This window comes from Halomonas sp. CH40 (assembly GCA_041875495.1).
Classification (GTDB): Bacteria; Pseudomonadota; Gammaproteobacteria; order Pseudomonadales; family Halomonadaceae; genus Vreelandella.
This window is the reverse complement of record CP112982.1, coordinates 1,770,639-1,787,543: the sequence shown is the minus strand read 5'-3', so window position 1 is coordinate 1,787,543 and position 16,905 is coordinate 1,770,639. Positions and strand designations below refer to the sequence as shown.

The following is a 16,905-nucleotide window of genomic DNA, read 5'->3' as shown; positions in this document are numbered from 1 at the left end:
AACGCCAAAACTGGCAGGTCACAATGCTTAACAGATGCTTTCCATGTAAATGACCCACGCCATTAAGCATTTATTGTACGGGTGACATTAGATAGGCTGCTCGTGAGATGACTTTTTTCCATAAAGGCCGCTGCTGTATCTCGTCCAGGGACACACGACGACATTGGGTGAAATCCTCTTCAAGCATTAATCTCACCTGAGCTGCAAATTCGGGACTAGGAATAAACGCTGTTATTTCAAAGTTGAGCCTGAATGACCGATTATCTAGATTGATGGTTCCGATAGCGGCCGCATTGTCATCAACAAGGATGGTTTTTTGATGTAAGAACCCAGGAAGATAACGGTATATTTTAACACCGGCTCTTAACATATCTGGCAGGAATGAAAATGCAGATAGAAATACCAGCAGGTGGTCCGGGCGCTCAGGGATCATCACCCGCACGTCCACACCGCGCATTGCGGCCAACCGTAGAGCGTCCTGGACACCTTGATCAGGTACAAAATAGGGGCTTGTCACCCATAATCTCTCGTTGGCGCTATGAATCAGACTCTGAACCAGCAGGCTTGCCGTATCTAACCGATCCGCGGGGCCAGAAGGCACAATGACGACATCATGACTCGGCGCAGGCATAGCAACAGGCTGCCACTGTAGATTGATCACCTCCCCTGTCGCCCAGTGCCAGTCCTCCCAGAAGGCTTCCTGAAGCCCCAGCACACTGGGGCCTTCCAGCATTAGATGGGTATCGCGCCAGGGCCCATGACGGCTGAATTCTCCAAGATATTCCACCCCTACGTTGAAGCCGCCCAGCCAGCCCTGCTCACCATCCACCACCAACACCTTGCGATGATTACGAAAGTTCAGCTGGAAAGGATGCTTGAAACCGCGTGATGAACGGAAAGCACTGACCTTGACACCAACATTGGACAGATCCTTGAGATACCCCTCATCCAGCTTTCGACTGCCCACTTCATCATATAAAAAATACACCCGAACACCGCGCTTGGCCGCCAGTTCCAGATGGTGTTGCAAACGCCGCCCTAACGCATCATTGCGAACAATAAAGAACTGGATCAGCACGTAGTGCTTTGCCCGGTCAATTCCGGCAAACAGACTTTCAAAGGTTTCTTTGCCATCAATCAGCAATTCCGCGTGATTCTGTTGCGTCAGCGGCATCATGGCCAACTGCTCTACTGCCTGAATATCCGCCGTCAGCGAGGGCGAACAGTAAGGCAGCATATTGGACCGATAGCGGTTAAGCACCTGGCGCAAGACGCTATCACGCTCTCCCCTGGCCGATACATAGCCATAAAAACGTGGTCGACCGAAAAACCAGTAGGCAGGCACGGCAACATAGGGAAAGGTTAATAAGGAAATGATCCAGGCAATGGCCCCCTGGGACGTTCGACTGGACATAAGCGCCATAACCGCCGACACAATACCTAAAAGGTATATCAACAGCAGGCCCGTTCCCCATAACCAGGAGGTCATAACAACTCCATTGACGTGCGATTGGCATAAAATCAGACGTCATTATAACAGCTCAGGGCAAGGTTTTACTTGCCAATCGCAGCTGGCCATTCAATTTATATATAAAAACGGGCCCCGACATTCGGAGCCCGATAGTAGCGCGTTTAATGAGCAAAGTGCTTGCCATGAATATCAAATCACTGATATCAGGCTTTTTCAGCAATAATCTCTTTCCACTTGGCAGGTCCCGTCTGGTGTACCGAGGTACCCTGGGAATCAACTGCCACTGTGACAGGCATATCTTCCACTTCAAACTCGTAAATGGCTTCCATCCCCAGATCCTTGAAACCGACTACGCGGGATTTCTTGATGGCCTGGGCCACGAGATAAGCCGAGCCGCCTACCGCCATCAAATACACTGCTTCATTGTCACGGATTGCCTCAATGGCCGCCAGGCCGCGTTCTGCTTTACCCACCATGCCCAACAATCCGGTTTCTTCCAGCATGGTACGGGTGAATTTATCCATACGCGTTGCAGTTGTCGGGCCCGCCGGGCCAACCACTTCATCACCGATCGGGTCGACGGGGCCAACGTAGTAAATAAAGCGCCCTTTCATATCCACCGGCAGAGGCTCGCCCTTGGCAATCATGTCCACCATCCGCTTATGGGCGGCATCACGGCCCGTCAGCAGCTTGCCATTAAGCAGTAGCGTATCACCTGGCTGCCAGGTTTTGACTTCTTCACGGGTGATGGTGTCGAGGTTGACCCGCTTGACGTTATCGCCCATTTCACGGGTGATTTCCGGCCAGTCTTCAAGCTTAGGCGGCGCCAGTGCTACCGGGCCAGAACCATCAAGGGTAAAATGCGCATGCCGGGTAGCAGCACAGTTAGGAATAATGGCTACCGGCTTGTTGGCCGCATGGGTGGGATAATCCTTGACCTTGATATCCAGCACCGTCGTCAAACCGCCAAGCCCCTGCGCACCAATTCCGGACTGGTTGACCTTTTCAAACAGCTCAAGACGTAGCTCTTCAGCGCGGTTCGAGGCACCCCGAGCCTGTAGCTCCTGAATGTCAATCGGGTCCAGCAAGGCTTCCTTGGCAATTTCCATGGCCTTTTCAGCAGTCCCTCCAATACCGATACCCAGCATACCCGGCGGGCACCAGCCGGCCCCCATCTTGGGCAACTGCTCCAGCACCCAGTCCACCACGCTGTCTGAAGGGTTCAACATGGCAAACTTGGACTTTGCCTCGCTGCCGCCGCCCTTGGCCGCTACATGAATTTCCACTTTATCACCAGGCACAAGCTTGTGATGAATAATCGCAGGCGTATTGTCCTTGGTGTTTTCGCGCTTGCCATCAGGATCGGCCAATACAGAGGCACGCAGAATGTTATCCGGCAGTAGATAGGCGCGCCTAACGCCCTCATTGACCATATCGTCAAGGCTCATGTCGGCATCCCACTGAACCTTCATACCAACGTGAACAAAAACGGTCACAATACCGGTGTCCTGGCAGATAGGCCGATGACCTGTGGCGCACATCCGGGAATTGATCAGTATCTGGGCGATGGCATCCTTGGCAGCCGGGTTTTCTTCACGCTCATAGGCCTGCGCCATGGCATCAATAAAATCCTTCGGATGATAGTAGGAAATATATTGAAGAGCGTCGGCAACGCTTTGAATTACATCGTCCTGGCGAATCACGGTCATTTAAGTTACTCCCCGGTATCTGGTTATCATATGCAGGCATCAATACGTCGTTCAGACGGCGCTCACGCCACGCTTTTGATAATCGTTTTAATAAGCCACACGGTCATTTTATGGTGGCAAGTATACCCCATCTATCGGTGACGGGCAGTCTGCTTAACTTGTTCGCTGTTGGTGCTTTAGTTTGATGATTTTTTTGTTTTGCAAGCAAGATAACGGTATAAAATAATTACGCTGATAAGGATTGGCAATGCGGGCAGAAATATAGCCTGCGGGAAGCAATGTTGACTTTTGCTATCGATGTAGCGCAACGATGACAAGGAAGTCCTTCGCGTTCAAAAACACTGAAGCGCCACTGACGACGCGACTCACCCATGCTTGTTGCCTTGTCTACCCACTCAGGGCAGTTGGTAACACCTGCCGTGCGGTAAGCTTGCCAGGTAAGCGCCAGTATATAATGCGCCAAGTGCCGCCGCTCCTCTTCACTCAGATCACAGGGTCGCTGACGAGGCGACAAGCCGGCAAAGAACAACACCTCACTGCGTAGATAGTTGCCCAAACCAGCCACAAACCCTTGATCCAGCAGTAAGCCACCCAGCCCACGCCGATAAAATGACGGCTCCTTCAGGCGCTGGGCGATGTGCTCTTCACTCACTGATTGTGACAGCAAATCAGGGCCGAGCCTGGCCAGAAAAGGATGTTCCTCCAGGCGGTCTGCGAGCCACATGCTGATATCCGAGGCGCTATACAGACTGGCCGCCCGCCCGTTAACCACAAGGCGGGCGCGCAGTGAACGACGCGTAGCCGGCTCTTTATCTGCCGCATGGCACTTCCATACGCCATAAAGCTGGTTATGGGAATAAAGAACATGCTGATCCGAAAAACGCACCAGCATGGCCTTGCCACGGGTCTCGACCCGTTCGACCTGTTGGCCAATCAGTTTAGGCGGGTACTCTTTTAGCTCATCAAAGGCAAACCAGGCATCATCGATGATGCCCTTGATCAGCTGCTTTTCGATACGATCAGCAGCACGGCGAATTTCAGGACCTTCCGGCATGTTTACCCCAGCGCCAGCTGTTTTTCTTTAAGTTCATGAAGACGGTCACGCAGGCGGGCCGCTTCTTCGAAATCCAGATTCTGGGCGGCTTCAAACATACCGTCTTCCAGCTTGCTGATCGCTGAGGCGACATCATTCGGGTGCATGCTTGCGGGTTCATAGACGACCTCAGGCTCGGCCACCTTGCGCTCATTACCCCGCCGACGGCTGGATTTCTTGCCGGGCGCCTGAGCGGCTTCCATGATATCCGCCACCGAACGGGTCACCGTGGTTGGCGTAATGCCGTGCTTTTCATTATGCACCTGCTGTTTTTCCCGACGGCGTGCTGTTTCATCCATGGCCTTGCGCATGGAATCGGTGATCCGGTCACCATAGAGAATCGCCTTGCCATGGGCGTTACGCGCCGCACGGCCAATGGTCTGAATCAATGAACGTTCAGCGCGCAGAAACCCTTCCTTGTCAGCGTCGAGAATCGCCACCAGGGAGACTTCAGGAATATCCAGCCCCTCGCGCAGCAGGTTGATACCCACCAGAACATCAAATTTCCCCAGGCGCAGGTCGCGGATAATCTCGACCCGCTCAACGGTATCAATATCCGAATGCAGGTAACGCACGCGAATACCATGCTCATCAAAGTAGTCAGTCAAGTCCTCGGCCATGCGTTTGGTCAGCACGGTGACCAGAACACGCTCCCCCACCGCCGTACGCAGGCGGATTTCCGAGAGCAGGTCATCTACCTGGGTTGACGCGGGGCGAACCTCAATTTCAGGATCCAGCAGCCCCGTCGGGCGTACCACCTGTTCAACCACCTGACCGGCATGTTCGGCTTCATAGGGTCCCGGTGTGGCGGATACAAAGATCGTCTGCGGGCTGATGGCTTCCCATTCCTCAAACTTCATGGGGCGGTTATCCAACGCCGACGGCAGACGGAAACCATATTCCACCAGGGTTTCCTTGCGTGAGCGGTCTCCCTTGAACATGCCGCCCACCTGGGGAACGCTGACGTGGGATTCGTCGATAAACAGCAAGGCATCGTCAGGCAGGTAATCAAAGAAGGTCGGCGGCGCCTGACCCGGGTCTCGCCCGGAGAGATAGCGCGAGTAGTTTTCGATACCGTTGCAGTACCCCAGTTCCAGCATCATCTCGATATCGTAAAGGGTACGCTGTTCAAGACGTTGAGCCTCCACCAGGCGGTCGTGCTTACGCAACCATTCAAGACGCTCTTTCAATTCAGCTTTAATGGCATCAATCGCCCCCAGTATGGTTTCCCGAGGGGTGACGTAGTGGGATTTGGGGTAAATCGTCATACGCGGCACCTGGCCACGTACATCGCCAGTCAATGGGTCAAACAGGCGAATGGAATCAATTTCATCGTCAAACAATTCAACCCGTACGGCTTCCTCTTCAGCATCCGCCGGGAAGATATCGATCACATCGCCGCGCACCCGGTAGGTACCACGGCGGAAATCCATATCGTTACGGGTGTATTGCAGTTCGGCGAGACGGCGCAGAAAGGCACGCTGGTCGATCAGTTCACCGCGAGTGAAGTGCAGACGCATCTTGAGATACTGATCCGGGTCGCCCAGGCCATAAATGGCTGAAACCGACACCACAATCAGGGCATCGCGGCGTTCCAGCAGCGCCTTGGTCGCGGAAAGGCGCATCTGTTCAATATGATCATTGATAGAGGCATCCTTTTCGATAAAGGTATCTGAAGACGGCACATAGGCTTCAGGCTGATAGTAATCGTAGTAGGAGACAAAGTATTCGATGGCGTTATCAGGGAAAAACGCCTTGAACTCACCGTAAAGCTGAGCCGCCAGGGTCTTGTTGGGCGCCATGACAATCGTTGGCCGCTGCAGGGTTTCTACCACATTGGCCATGGTGAAGGTTTTGCCTGAACCGGTCACCCCCAGGAGGGTTTGATGAGCAAGACCGGCTTCCAGCCCGCCTACCAGCGCCTTGATAGCCGTAGGTTGGTCACCGGCAGGGGAAAATTTGGACTGCAGTCTGAATGCTTTGCTCATCAAGGCTCCTAAAGCGGGTTTACGCGATGTCTTGGCGGTCAGGCAATATCTGAACGCGTTGTCACTTCTACACTGGCCTGGGTGATCAGGCGATGGATCGGGCAGCGTTCGCTGATTTCTTCGAGTCGCGCCTGTTGCTCAGGATCACTGATACCATGAAAGACCAGCGTGACCTCAAGCTTGTACAAGCCTTTACGCTCCTGTGAGTCATCACGCTTGACTCTTGTTGTGATGCCTTCCAGCGGCCAACCCTTTCGGTCGGCATACATCTTGGCGGTAATCGCCTTACAGGCACCGAGCGACAGGTCGAAGTAGTCATGTGGGTCTGGCGCCGTTTCTTCACCGCCGTAGGCTTTGGGAACATCCACATAGAGATCCTCGAAACCATTCAGCTCAACCCGGTGGCGTAGCAGATGATCGCGCTCTGTGATCACTGTTATAGTCTTTTCCATGGTGTTTTCCTTCTCTGTAAGCCAATGTCCTTTCAATACGCTTTTGCTTTCAAGACGCTTTGATGTTCACGATACCTTGATCCCCAGCTTCAAGGCATTGACGGCGGCGATAAGCTTGTCGCGCTTTACGCGCCCTTCAACTTCAGCGCCATGCTGGCCGACTTCGGCACTTTCAACCCCGTCTACCATCATCAAGGCCGTTGTAATCTGATTCACCTGTTCAACGGATTCTACGCCTTTAAACCCTAATGATACCTGCTGAGCCATGTGTCCTCCCCCCTACGCATACATATCATTCAACAAGCTTATGCAAGCTTGATACAGCACCAGAGTCTAGCACGCTGATAATGGCTTGCAATCGGGTCTCAAGGCCCATACGTGGTAATCTTGGGGTATCCACGGCCAAGATCAAGGCCTGCTATTTCATCACAGTAAGGAGATGCTCACGCTATGCATGCATCCACAGCTTCAAGCTCAACACCGGGTACGCAGCCTCAGCCGCAAGCCACAGGCGCCAGTATCAGGTTATCTCATCTAGCTATTCTGGATATTCGTGGTGACGGTGCCGAGCAGTTCCTGCAAGGCCAGACCAGTGCACAAGTCAGCCTGGCGGACAGCCACTTTGCTCCCCTCACCTGTTTTTGCACTCCCAAGGGGCGGATGATTGCTAATGGTCAGCTGATCCGCTTGGCTAGCGACCATGTGCGTATGCTGCTATCCGCCAGCCTGGTGGAGCCATTGATGAAGCATCTGCAGAAATTTGCCCCCTTCTATAAGGTGACCTTATCAGCCAGTGAAGACGTCACTGTATTGGGATCTGCGCTGGGTGATGCTGAAAATATGGCTCAAGCGCTCAAGATGCCGTTGCCCTCCGTACCCTGGCAACAGGTCAGTGACAATGAGCAGCGCAGTATATTGGCTTTCCCCCCCGGAGATGATGAGGCTGGCTATCGGTGGCTGTTTATCCTCCCTGAGGCAGATGGCGCAAACTGGCCAACCAAGGGCCAGCTTGCCGATTGGCAATTGGCCGATATTCGCCGGGGTCTGGTCTGGCTTGACGCCGAACATCAGGATAAATATCTGCCCCAGATGATCAACTGGGAAGCCCTGGGTGGCATCAGCTTCAAGAAAGGCTGTTATACCGGCCAGGAAGTGGTGGCACGCGCCCACTTTCGCGGCCAGGTGAAAAAGCGCCTCTGGCGTGGCAGTATCAATAGCGCTGAAACGCTATCCAGCGGCACTGGGGTTAAGGATGACAACGAGCGCAGCGTCGGCGAGATCGTCACCAGCTGCGTTAACGACAATGGCGCTAGTGAATTTCTAGCAGTGATCAACACAAAAGCAATCGACAATCAGCTGCCTCTGAGTATCAACGGCCATTGTGTTGAGCTGGCAAGCTTGCCTTATGAGATTGAACGGCTTGACCCTGAGCAGCTGGCCCTGACGATCAGTGGTCAATAGATACTCAGTCATCAATAACACTATCAGGCAGGTGGAATAATCGCGTGGCCGTCTGGCAGCTCAGCCTGGCGACTTCAGCTTCTGATTGATGGCGTAGCTGGGCTAGCTGGCGGCAGACTTCAGCGACATTGACCGGTTCGTTACGCTGGCCTTGCTGACCGTGAAGCGGCATATCCGGGCTGTCGGTCTCCAGCACAAAGCCATCGTCTGCCAATGCCTTGACCGCCCGCTGAACCCGGCGGGCGCGTGGATAGGTCAATATTCCCCCCAGCCCGACAGCAAATCCCAGCGCATTAAAGGCGTGTGCCTGCTCTGGGGAACCGGCAAAACCGTGCACCATGCCGCCTCTGGGCAGCTGCAGCTGACGCAAACGCTTGGCCACCTTATCGTTGGCCTGCACGCAGTGAATTATCACTGGCAGATCATAGCGTTTGGCCAGACGCAACTGGGCATCAAACAGCGTCCATTGCTGCTCAAGCGTGTCACTCAGGCGAGCATCAATGCCGCACTCACCCACGGCAATTAACTGAGGGTATGCTTGCAAGGCGTCTTCCAGCGCCTGCATATCCTCGTCGCTATGTTCTTCAATGAAGTAGGGATGCAGGCCTAGGGCAACGCTGACGTCTTCACGCTCACCAAGCGCCAGCACTTGTTGCCAGCGCGCTCGGGTAGTGCCAAGCACCACAAAGTGTCTGACACCGGCTTGTCTGGCACGCTGAAAAACGTCTTCACGGTCGCTATCAAAATCAGCAAGATCAAGATGGCAATGGGCGTCAATCAGCATCTCTCCTCCCTCAGGCAAACCTTACCAGACAAGCCGTGTCATCCGCTCAGTGCTCACGGGTTGGCTGGAAGCGAATCTCCGGCCAGCGCTCCTGGGTCATCTGTAAGTTCACACGTGTTGGCGCAATGTAGGTGAGATAACCACCGCCATCAATCGCCAGGTTGGCGCTTGCCTTGCGCTTGAATTCTTCAAGTTTCTTGGCATCCTCACTGTACACCCAGCGGGCGGTGTTGACGTTGATGCCTTCATACAGGCAATCCACCTTGTACTCTTCCTTGAGGCGATGGGCGACCACGTCAAACTGTAGCGTACCTACCGCGCCCAGAATCAGGTCGTTGTTATCCAGCGGCATAAAGACCTGGGTAGCCCCTTCTTCGGAAAGCTGCTGAAGCCCTTTCTGCAGCGCCTTCATTTTCAGCGGGTCTTTCAGGCGCACACGCTTGAACAGTTCCGGAGCAAAGTGAGGAATCCCGGTAAAGCGCATGTCTTCATTCAGAGTAAAGGTGTCACCAATCTGGATGGTGCCATGGTTGTGCAGGCCAATAATATCGCCCGGCCAGGCTTCCTCAACCTGGGAGCGATCCGACGCCATAAACGTCAGGGCGTCAGCAATCTTTACATCCTTGTTGATTCTGACATGGCGCATTTTCATGTTCTTTTCGTATTTACCCGAGCACACCCTTAAAAAGGCAATACGGTCACGGTGATTCGGGTCCATGTTTGCCTGAATCTTGAATACAAAACCACTGAAGCGCTCATCATCCGCAGTGACGATACGGGTATCCGTTTCACGGGGCTGGGGCGGCGGCGCATATTCAACAAAGCCATCGAGCATTTCCCGCACCCCAAAATTGCCCATGGCGGTACCGAAATACACCGGCGTCAGTTCACCGTTACGATAGGCATCAAGGTCAAACGCATGGGAGGCGCCGCGTACCAGCTCCACTTCCATACGCAACTCTTCTGCCTGCTCTTCTCCCAGTACGGCGTCCACTTCAGGGTTATCCAACCCTTCGATGCGTTTGTCGTCAGGAATTCGGCTACCCTGGCCCTGAGTATAAAGATGCAACACATCGTTATAAAGGTGATAGACCCCCTTGAAATGGCGCCCCATACCAATCGGCCAGGTCATCGGTGCACACTGGATATTGAGCACGGTCTCGACTTCATCCATCACTTCGATAGGGTCACGGATATCCCGATCCATCTTGTTGACAAAGGTCAGGATCGGCGTGGTACGCAGCCGACAGACTTCCATCAACTTGATGGTACGATCCTCAACGCCTTTCGCTCCATCAATTACCATCAGCGCTGAGTCGACAGCCGTCAGGGTACGGTAAGTGTCTTCTGAGAAGTCTTCGTGGCCAGGCGTATCCAACAGATTGACGATACGCCCACCATAAGGAAACTGCATAACGGAGGTGGTCACCGAGATACCACGCTCCTGTTCCATTTTCATCCAGTCTGAGGTCGCATGGCGGTCATTACGCTTGCTTTTGACCGAGCCCGCCATCTGGATGGCGTTCCCGAACAACAGCATTTTTTCGGTAATGGTGGTTTTACCCGCGTCCGGGTGAGAAATAATAGCGAAGGTGCGGCGAAGTTCCGCTTCGCGGGATAGTTGAGCGTCAGACATTGGTTTCTCTGGCAGGACTGCATAAATTAAGTAACTGATAGCGCTATGATAACGCAAATCGAAAGCATCAGCACAGGCAGGGCCTTGGACCGGCAAAGATCAGCACACAAAAAAAGCCATATCAACACATGTTGGTATGGCCTTGGCTTTCTTTAAAGCTAAACGTATCTATATGAAAACAGATCAGGCAAACGTATTGATCTGGGTTCCAAGATTACCCTCTGAAGCAAGGTTTTGCTGTGACTCTGAACCGGCTGTTGCCGACTCCATCAATGCAGACACCTGTTGCTCCTGATTATCCAGTGATTCCCTGAACACCTGCATTTGTGTTTGCTGGGCAGTCTGTGCCTGATTCATGTAGAGCGATGCAGAGACTGCATTACTGACAGATGCATCCATGGTGGCACCTCATTAGCTATGAAATGTAATTTTACAATAGCAGAGGCGCTGCCGCGGTGCAAAGCCTCTGTATAACCGATGTCCACACTTATTTCTGTTGGCTATTATCACGGCTGAAAAGCATCAAAACCGGTCGGCGCGGAAAGGCGCCATATCAATAGCCGTTGGCTTACCTTCCATCATATCCGCCAGCAGCATGCCCGTTGCTGGCCCTAGCGTGAACCCCTGGTGGCCGTGGCCAAAAGCCAACCACAGGCCTTTATGGCGCGGCGCCGGGCCAATGACTGGTTTCATATCTGGCAGGCAGGGACGCGCGCCCTTCCAGGCGTCTGCATCTTTTCGCTCACCAAGCGGAAACAGCTTGCGGGCGGCTTTTTCGGCACTCGCCAGTTGATTATCGTGAGCAGGTGATTCCAGGTTATCCAGCTCGGCACCGGTTGTCAGACGAATACCGGCGCGCATTGGCGCTAACAGATAGCCCACTTCGGCATCCATTACCCAGTGATTGAGTTTGGCACCTTCACCGGGCGCATAGTGCATGTGGTAACCACGCTTAACGAAAGTCGGGAAATGATAACCCAAGGGCTTGAGCCATTTACCCGCCCAGGGCCCCAGCGCCATAACCAGGTTATCGGCCTGTAAGGTTTCATCCGGCGTCGTCACTTGCCAACCGTCAGCCTTCTGTTTGATATCAGTGACTTCACTTTTCAACAGACGACCACCCTGCTGCTTGCAGGCATCGGCATAAGCAGCGACCAGGCTTCCAGGGTCATTAACCACCCAGGAATCCACCCAGTGGATAGCACCAATGATATCCGTCGAGAGGTGCGGTTCAATGGCAGACAACTGCTGACGGTCAAAGTGCTTGAACTGGACGCCAAAACGTTCCCGATTCTCTTCCGCTTCTTTCAAGCGAGTTGCCTGCTTGCTTTCAGAACGGAACAGTTCCAGAAAGCCGTCTTTGGCAATCAGCCGCTCAGCGCCAGCCGCTTCAACCATCGGCGCATGAGTATCAAGACATAACTGAATCAGAGAAGCATATTCCGGCACGATACGTGAATAGGCTTTTGACCCGGAATTGTGCCAATAACGCAGCAACGGTGACGCTGCATTGATCATCCCGCCCGGCCGATAACGAATATCCACTCGGCGATTAGGCAAGACACTCAGCAGTGTTTTCATATCACGAGGAAAGGCATAGGGGCGCACGGCCTCACGCTGGATGATGCCAGCATTGCCAAAGGATGTTTCCTGGCCTGGATCACGACGGTCAATCAGGGTGACATCATGCCCACGCTGAAGAAGATGCCAGGCAACGCTGACACCAATCATTCCAGCACCCAGAACAATACTATGCGCCATTCTATGCTCCTTGTTTTTTGTGCCTTTCAACATCAACACTGCCACCAGCCAATACACTGATGACAGTAAAATATAAAATAAACCTGTGTTGGCCTTGCCACAAGGTTGCTGAGCAGTTCGCTACAAGCAACTGAGGATTAACCCTAGACAAAAACCGTGTGCAGAAATTAACACCAAATCAACAGCATTAAAATAGCCAAAAACACTGTATATTTTTCAAAAAACAGCAATTAATTTCAAAAAATTAATTAAAAAAGGATAAAAACCCAAGCTGCACAGCGAGGGTGAAGCAACTGCAAAAAAACGCCGTCAACCCGTCAAAATCTATCAGCACGGCGGCTACCACACGGCAGATAGGCTGTTTGAAAAACACAGGAAATATAAGCAATTTCTAATAATAAATGCAATACTTATACGCCGATTAGCGAATTTAAATGCAGATAAAATATAGAAAGGAGATTGCTACGCGAGGATATGAATATAACACTGAGAGGATAAAAGATTACAAAGGTTAATGGGGTGGATGATGGGGATCGAACCCACGACCACCGGAGCCACAATCCGGGGCTCTACCACTGAGCTACATCCACCATAACCTGGGATAATCTGATACAGAATTTGCTGACTAATATACTTTACAAGTATTTAATGGGGTGGATGATGGGGATCGAACCCACGACCACCGGAGCCACAATCCGGGGCTCTACCACTGAGCTACATCCACCATAATTAACTTGTAAAACAGATAGATACAAACAATGGCGCTTATATCTTTCAACATGCTGACGCTTCAGATTGGCACGCCCAGCAGGACTTGAACCCGCAACCTACGGCTTAGAAGGCCGTTGCTCTATCCGGTTGAGCTATGGGCGCACTTTGAAGTTAGCTATTCAATTGTTGATGCTGCTCAATTGAATCAAGTGCTGAACCACAACCAACGCTTGGATATGCAGGTACCAACATCCACGTTAGGAAGTGGTCGGGGTGGAGGGATTCGAACCCCCGACATCCTGCTCCCAAAGCAGGCGCGCTACCAGACTGCGCTACACCCCGAAGTAACTACCTAGACGCTACCGTATGTCTCGTCTCAAGCGAGGCACATATTACAACTTTTAATTTTAAAGTCAACCACTAATACACATAAATCCTTCAATCGCTTTGCCTGAACGTGCTGGCATGCGAAAATCAGACGCATTCCACTTACTTTCAGGCATTTTTCTCGACGGGGATTACATTGATGACCGCCCAATTGATCGATGGCAAAGCCATCGCCGCTGATGTTCGCCAGGATGTTGCCAACAAGGTTGCCGCCCGCCTCAAGGTCGGTGCTCGCGCTCCTGGCCTTGCGGTTGTGTTAGTGGGCAATGACCCTGCCTCGCATGTTTATGTCAGCAACAAGCATCGCGCCTGTGAGAATGCAGGCATTCACTCCATTCAGCACGAATTGCCTGCCGAGACGACTCAGCAGGCGCTCGAAGCCTTGATTGATCAGCTGAATGCCGATGACACGATTGACGGCATCCTGGTGCAGCTGCCCTTACCCCCTCACCTGGATGCCGAACCGCTGCTGGAACGCATTCTTCCCAACAAGGATGTCGATGGCTTCCACCCCTATAACCTCGGCCGTCTTGCACAACGTCTGCCTGCCCTGCGCCCCTGTACGCCCAAGGGAGTGATGACGCTGCTTGAAAAAAGCGGCTTGGCCGTACGCGGCCTGGATGCCACCGTGGTCGGCGCTTCCAATATTGTTGGCCGCCCCATGGCGCTAGAGCTGATGCTGGCCGGTTGTACCACCACGGTATGCCATCGTTTTACCCGCAACCTTGAAGAACATGTCAGACGTGCCGATCTTCTGGTGGTCGCCGTTGGCAAGCCCGGTATCGTTAAAGGGGAATGGATCAAGCCCGGCGCCATCGTGATTGATGTGGGCATCAACCGACAAGAAAATGGCCGCCTGATTGGGGATATCGATTTCGAACAAGCCCAGCAAAGAGCCAGTCATATTACCCCCGTCCCCGGTGGCGTTGGCCCCATGACGGTTGCCAGCCTGCTGCAGAACACCCTGGAATCAGCCGAACAGCATGCCCCTGCTCATACCTGATTCGCATTGAGCATTATCAGACTTAATAAGGAATCTTTCGTGAAACATATCGGGATTATTGGCGCCATGGCGCAGGAAGTCGAGATTCTTGCCGGGCAGCTAGACAACGCCCAGCGCCATGAACACGCAGGGTGTACGTTTTATCGCGGCCAGCGCCATGGCCTGGATATCACCATTCTGCAGTCAGGCATTGGGAAGGTTAACGCCGCAGTGGGAACTGCGGTCTTGCTTGAACGTTTCCAGCCCCAGGCCATTATCAATACCGGCTCTGCTGGGGGCTTTGCCACGGATATGAAAATCGGCGATGTGGTGATTTCCAGTGAAGTTCGCCACCACGATGTTGACGTGACCGCCTTTGGTTATGAACTTGGCCAGGTTCCGGGTATGCCCGCCGCGTTTGAGGCTGATTCAGGCCTTAAAGCCCATGCCCAGGGCGCCATCACAGTGCTTAATGAGGTCAACGTGCGTGAAGGCATGATTGCCACCGGAGATAGCTTCATGGCCGACCCTCAGCGGGTAGCACAGTTGCGTCAGCAGTTCCCTGCCATGCTGGCCGTCGATATGGAAGCGGCAGCGATTGCTCAGAGTTGCCATCTGTTTGGCGTGCCCTTTGTGGTTATCCGCGCCCTCTCGGACATTCCGGGGGACACGGATAATCACCTGTCATTCGAGCAGTTTCTGGAGGTTGCCGCCCAGCACTCATCGCGCATGGTTGACCAGATGCTCAAGCAGATCGGAGCTGTAACAACGGCTTAAATGCTCTTTCTCTTAAGCACCATCTTTATCTTAAATACTACCTTTCTGGAGTTTCCAGGGTAGCGTTTCTCCCGCCAGCAAGGGGATGATGCGCTGCCCGTCCGCATAAGGGTAACTGTCTGGAAGTGCCCAGCTATTACGCTCCAGCACTACCTTGTCAGGGTTAACCGGCAAACCATAAAAGCGCGGGCCATTCAGGCTTGCAAAGGCTTCCAGTTGATCGAGCGCATCCATCTGTTCAAACGCCATGGCATACAGTTCAATCGCCGCCGGTGCCGTATAGGCACCCGCACAGCCACAGCTGGATTCTTTATCGCCCTGGGCGTGAGGCGCACTGTCAGTACCCAGGAAAAATTTCCGGCTGCCCGACGTTGCTGCCTTGAGCAACGCCTGACGGTGGCGCTCGCGCTTGAGAATCGGCAGGCAGTAATAGTGCGGACGAATCCCGCCTACCAGCATATGGTTGCGGTTGAACAGGAGGTGATGGGCCGTGATGGTCGCCGCGACGTTATCCGGCGCTTCGGCCACAAAGGTGGCCGCCTGCTCAGTGGTGATGTGTTCGCAAACCACCTTGAGCGAAGGATGACGCGCTAGCAAGGGCTTGAGCACCTGCTCAATGAAAACAGCTTCGCGATCGAAAATATCGATGTCAGCATCGGTCACTTCACCGTGCATCAAAAGCGGTAGACCTGCCTCGGCCATGGCAGCAATCGTCTCATCACAGTGGCGCAGATCGGTCACCCCTGACGCTGAGTTGGTCGTTGCTCCGGCAGGGTAAAGCTTGACCGCCTTGATGATACCGCTATCGATGGCCCGCTGAATTTCTTCTGGTGGCGTGGTATCGGTCAGGTACAGCGTCATCAGCGGTTCAAAGCTTGACCCTTCCGGCAATGCCTGCAGAATGCGTTGGCGATAGGCTTGTGCCTGGGCCGTTGTCGTCACCGGTGGCTTGAGATTCGGCATGATGATGGCACGCCCCATCTGGGCAGCACTATGATTGACAACCGCCTCCATGGCAGCGTCGTCGCGCAGGTGCAGATGCCAATCATCGGGGCGCGTTAGGCTAAGTGTTTTCACGGCGATTCCTATCGAGCAAATTTTGATACGTAACGGATCAGGATACGTTATGGTGTGGGCAATTGAATGTCAGCATCGATTATACCGGATATTTAGCTTGCTTAAATTGCTCGCCGGATAATCGCGCTGGAATCCATACCCACAAAGTGGATGAATTGACGTATCATTCTCACTGATATCAGCTTCAGGACGCATTTTTTGTATGCATAACGTAAGGCGCTATGCGGATATTGTTGCCAGCATTGAAGGATTGCTATGGCTGGCACTTAGCTGGTCGGTCACGCTTTCCGCTTACCGTGGCAGCACCGAACCAACGGTCGGCATGATGCTGCTTATTGCCACCGTCATCTTTGTTAGCTGGTTCCACCGCCCGTTGCGTTTGTTGCTGCGCCGCTATCATGTGCGCAAGCGGCGCACTGACATGTGGATTCACCTGCTGGCATTGCCTCTGCTGCTGGGTATGGCCGCTTATATCCTGCTTGAGTTCCTGCTTGGCCCTGCATGGCTGCCACCCAAGATGTTGGCCGTCAACGTGCTGGCAACGGCTGGCTGGCTGACCTTTGTCTTTACACTGGTGATCAAGGTGATTCACCGCCTGATAACGTCCGGCAAATAA

The 16,905-nt window shown here is 53.2% G+C and carries 15 protein-coding genes and 4 tRNA genes; 4 read left to right on the top strand and 15 right to left on the bottom strand.

Features of this window, described 5'->3' with window-relative positions; genetic code table 11:
• Positions 1–70 precede the first annotated feature (70 nt).
• The 6 genes from cls to OR573_08205 all read right to left on the bottom strand — a co-directional run bounded on the left by cls (position 71) and on the right by OR573_08205 (position 6,980).
• Positions 71–1,489 carry a cardiolipin synthase gene (cls, locus tag OR573_08230; protein XGA81589.1) on the bottom strand — a complete coding sequence of 473 codons (1,419 nt, stop codon included), beginning with the start codon at positions 1,487–1,489 and terminating at the stop codon, positions 71–73.
• 185 nt (positions 1,490–1,674) lie between these two features.
• Complete coding sequence (locus OR573_08225; protein ID XGA81588.1) at positions 1,675–3,180, bottom strand: fumarate hydratase; 1,506 nt, start codon at positions 3,178–3,180, stop codon at positions 1,675–1,677.
• A gap of 226 nt (positions 3,181–3,406) precedes the next feature.
• Entirely contained in the window at positions 3,407–4,234 is an 828-nt protein-coding gene (gene nei / locus OR573_08220; protein XGA81587.1) for an endonuclease VIII, read from the bottom strand.
• Between the two features lie 2 nt (positions 4,235–4,236).
• On the bottom strand, positions 4,237–6,261 hold the full coding sequence (gene uvrB, locus OR573_08215; protein XGA81586.1) for an excinuclease ABC subunit UvrB: 2,025 nt from the start codon (positions 6,259–6,261) through the stop codon (positions 4,237–4,239).
• A gap of 38 nt (positions 6,262–6,299) precedes the next feature.
• Positions 6,300–6,713 carry an OsmC family protein gene (locus OR573_08210; GenBank protein XGA81585.1) on the bottom strand — a complete coding sequence of 138 codons (414 nt, stop codon included), beginning with the start codon at positions 6,711–6,713 and terminating at the stop codon, positions 6,300–6,302.
• Positions 6,714–6,779: 66 nt separating this feature from the next.
• Entirely contained in the window at positions 6,780–6,980 is a 201-nt protein-coding gene (locus tag OR573_08205) for a hypothetical protein (protein ID XGA81584.1), read from the bottom strand.
• Positions 6,981–7,163: 183 nt separating this feature from the next.
• Between OR573_08205 and OR573_08200 the strand changes: the two genes are divergently transcribed.
• Positions 7,164–8,174 (top strand): folate-binding protein, encoded by a 1,011-nt coding sequence (locus OR573_08200; protein ID XGA81583.1) that lies wholly within the window; start codon positions 7,164–7,166, stop codon positions 8,172–8,174.
• 4 nt (positions 8,175–8,178) lie between these two features.
• Here OR573_08200 and OR573_08195 read toward each other — a convergent pair whose 3' ends face one another.
• The 8 genes from OR573_08195 to OR573_08160 all read right to left on the bottom strand — a co-directional run bounded on the left by OR573_08195 (position 8,179) and on the right by OR573_08160 (position 13,408).
• Entirely contained in the window at positions 8,179–8,958 is a 780-nt protein-coding gene (locus OR573_08195) for a TatD family hydrolase (protein XGA81582.1), read from the bottom strand.
• Between the two features lie 46 nt (positions 8,959–9,004).
• On the bottom strand, positions 9,005–10,594 hold the full coding sequence (locus OR573_08190) for a peptide chain release factor 3 (protein ID XGA81581.1): 1,590 nt from the start codon (positions 10,592–10,594) through the stop codon (positions 9,005–9,007).
• Positions 10,595–10,777: 183 nt separating this feature from the next.
• The gene (locus tag OR573_08185) at positions 10,778–10,993 is read right to left on the bottom strand and encodes a putative motility protein (GenBank protein ID XGA81580.1); all 216 of its coding nucleotides are present in this window, start codon (positions 10,991–10,993) and stop codon (positions 10,778–10,780) included.
• 123 nt (positions 10,994–11,116) lie between these two features.
• Complete coding sequence (locus OR573_08180; GenBank protein ID XGA81579.1) at positions 11,117–12,355, bottom strand: FAD-binding oxidoreductase; 1,239 nt, start codon at positions 12,353–12,355, stop codon at positions 11,117–11,119.
• 515 nt (positions 12,356–12,870) lie between these two features.
• Positions 12,871–12,945, bottom strand: a tRNA-His gene (locus tag OR573_08175).
• Between the two features lie 59 nt (positions 12,946–13,004).
• Positions 13,005–13,079 (bottom strand) — tRNA-His (locus OR573_08170).
• 72 nt (positions 13,080–13,151) lie between these two features.
• Positions 13,152–13,228, bottom strand: a tRNA-Arg gene (locus OR573_08165).
• Positions 13,229–13,331: 103 nt separating this feature from the next.
• A tRNA-Pro gene (locus OR573_08160) sits at positions 13,332–13,408 on the bottom strand.
• 184 nt (positions 13,409–13,592) lie between these two features.
• Between OR573_08160 and folD the strand changes: the two genes are divergently transcribed.
• A complete protein-coding gene (folD, locus tag OR573_08155; GenBank protein ID XGA81578.1) occupies positions 13,593–14,456 on the top strand; it encodes a bifunctional methylenetetrahydrofolate dehydrogenase/methenyltetrahydrofolate cyclohydrolase FolD in 864 nt (287 codons plus the stop codon).
• Between the two features lie 39 nt (positions 14,457–14,495).
• A complete protein-coding gene (gene mtnN, locus OR573_08150) occupies positions 14,496–15,212 on the top strand; it encodes a 5'-methylthioadenosine/S-adenosylhomocysteine nucleosidase (GenBank protein XGA81577.1) in 717 nt (238 codons plus the stop codon).
• A gap of 30 nt (positions 15,213–15,242) precedes the next feature.
• Here mtnN and pyrC read toward each other — a convergent pair whose 3' ends face one another.
• Positions 15,243–16,289: a dihydroorotase gene (gene pyrC, locus OR573_08145; protein XGA81576.1), complete on the bottom strand. Its 1,047-nt coding sequence runs from the start codon at positions 16,287–16,289 to the stop codon at positions 15,243–15,245.
• A 202-nt stretch (positions 16,290–16,491) separates the two neighbouring features.
• On the opposite strand from pyrC, the gene OR573_08140 reads away from it, so the two are divergent.
• Positions 16,492–16,905, top strand: coding sequence for a hypothetical protein (locus tag OR573_08140; protein ID XGA81575.1), 414 nt, complete (start codon positions 16,492–16,494; stop codon positions 16,903–16,905).

Coding starts and splice junctions, on each gene's coding strand:
- OR573_08225 (XGA81588.1), bottom strand. CDS start 3,180: ATGACCGTGATTCGCCAGGACGATGTAATTCAAAGCGTTGCCGACGCT.
- OR573_08195 (XGA81582.1), bottom strand. CDS start 8,958: ATGCTGATTGACGCCCATTGCCATCTTGATCTTGCTGATTTTGATAGC.
- OR573_08200 (XGA81583.1), top strand. CDS start 7,164: ATGCATGCATCCACAGCTTCAAGCTCAACACCGGGTACGCAGCCTCAG.
- OR573_08205 (XGA81584.1), bottom strand. CDS start 6,980: ATGGCTCAGCAGGTATCATTAGGGTTTAAAGGCGTAGAATCCGTTGAA.
- uvrB (XGA81586.1), bottom strand. CDS start 6,261: ATGAGCAAAGCATTCAGACTGCAGTCCAAATTTTCCCCTGCCGGTGAC.
- nei (XGA81587.1), bottom strand. CDS start 4,234: ATGCCGGAAGGTCCTGAAATTCGCCGTGCTGCTGATCGTATCGAAAAG.
- OR573_08190 (XGA81581.1), bottom strand. CDS start 10,594: ATGTCTGACGCTCAACTATCCCGCGAAGCGGAACTTCGCCGCACCTTC.
- OR573_08180 (XGA81579.1), bottom strand. CDS start 12,355: ATGGCGCATAGTATTGTTCTGGGTGCTGGAATGATTGGTGTCAGCGTT.
- OR573_08185 (XGA81580.1), bottom strand. CDS start 10,993: ATGGATGCATCTGTCAGTAATGCAGTCTCTGCATCGCTCTACATGAAT.
- OR573_08210 (XGA81585.1), bottom strand. CDS start 6,713: ATGGAAAAGACTATAACAGTGATCACAGAGCGCGATCATCTGCTACGC.
- folD (XGA81578.1), top strand. CDS start 13,593: ATGACCGCCCAATTGATCGATGGCAAAGCCATCGCCGCTGATGTTCGC.
- cls (XGA81589.1), bottom strand. CDS start 1,489: ATGACCTCCTGGTTATGGGGAACGGGCCTGCTGTTGATATACCTTTTA.
- OR573_08140 (XGA81575.1), top strand. CDS start 16,492: ATGCATAACGTAAGGCGCTATGCGGATATTGTTGCCAGCATTGAAGGA.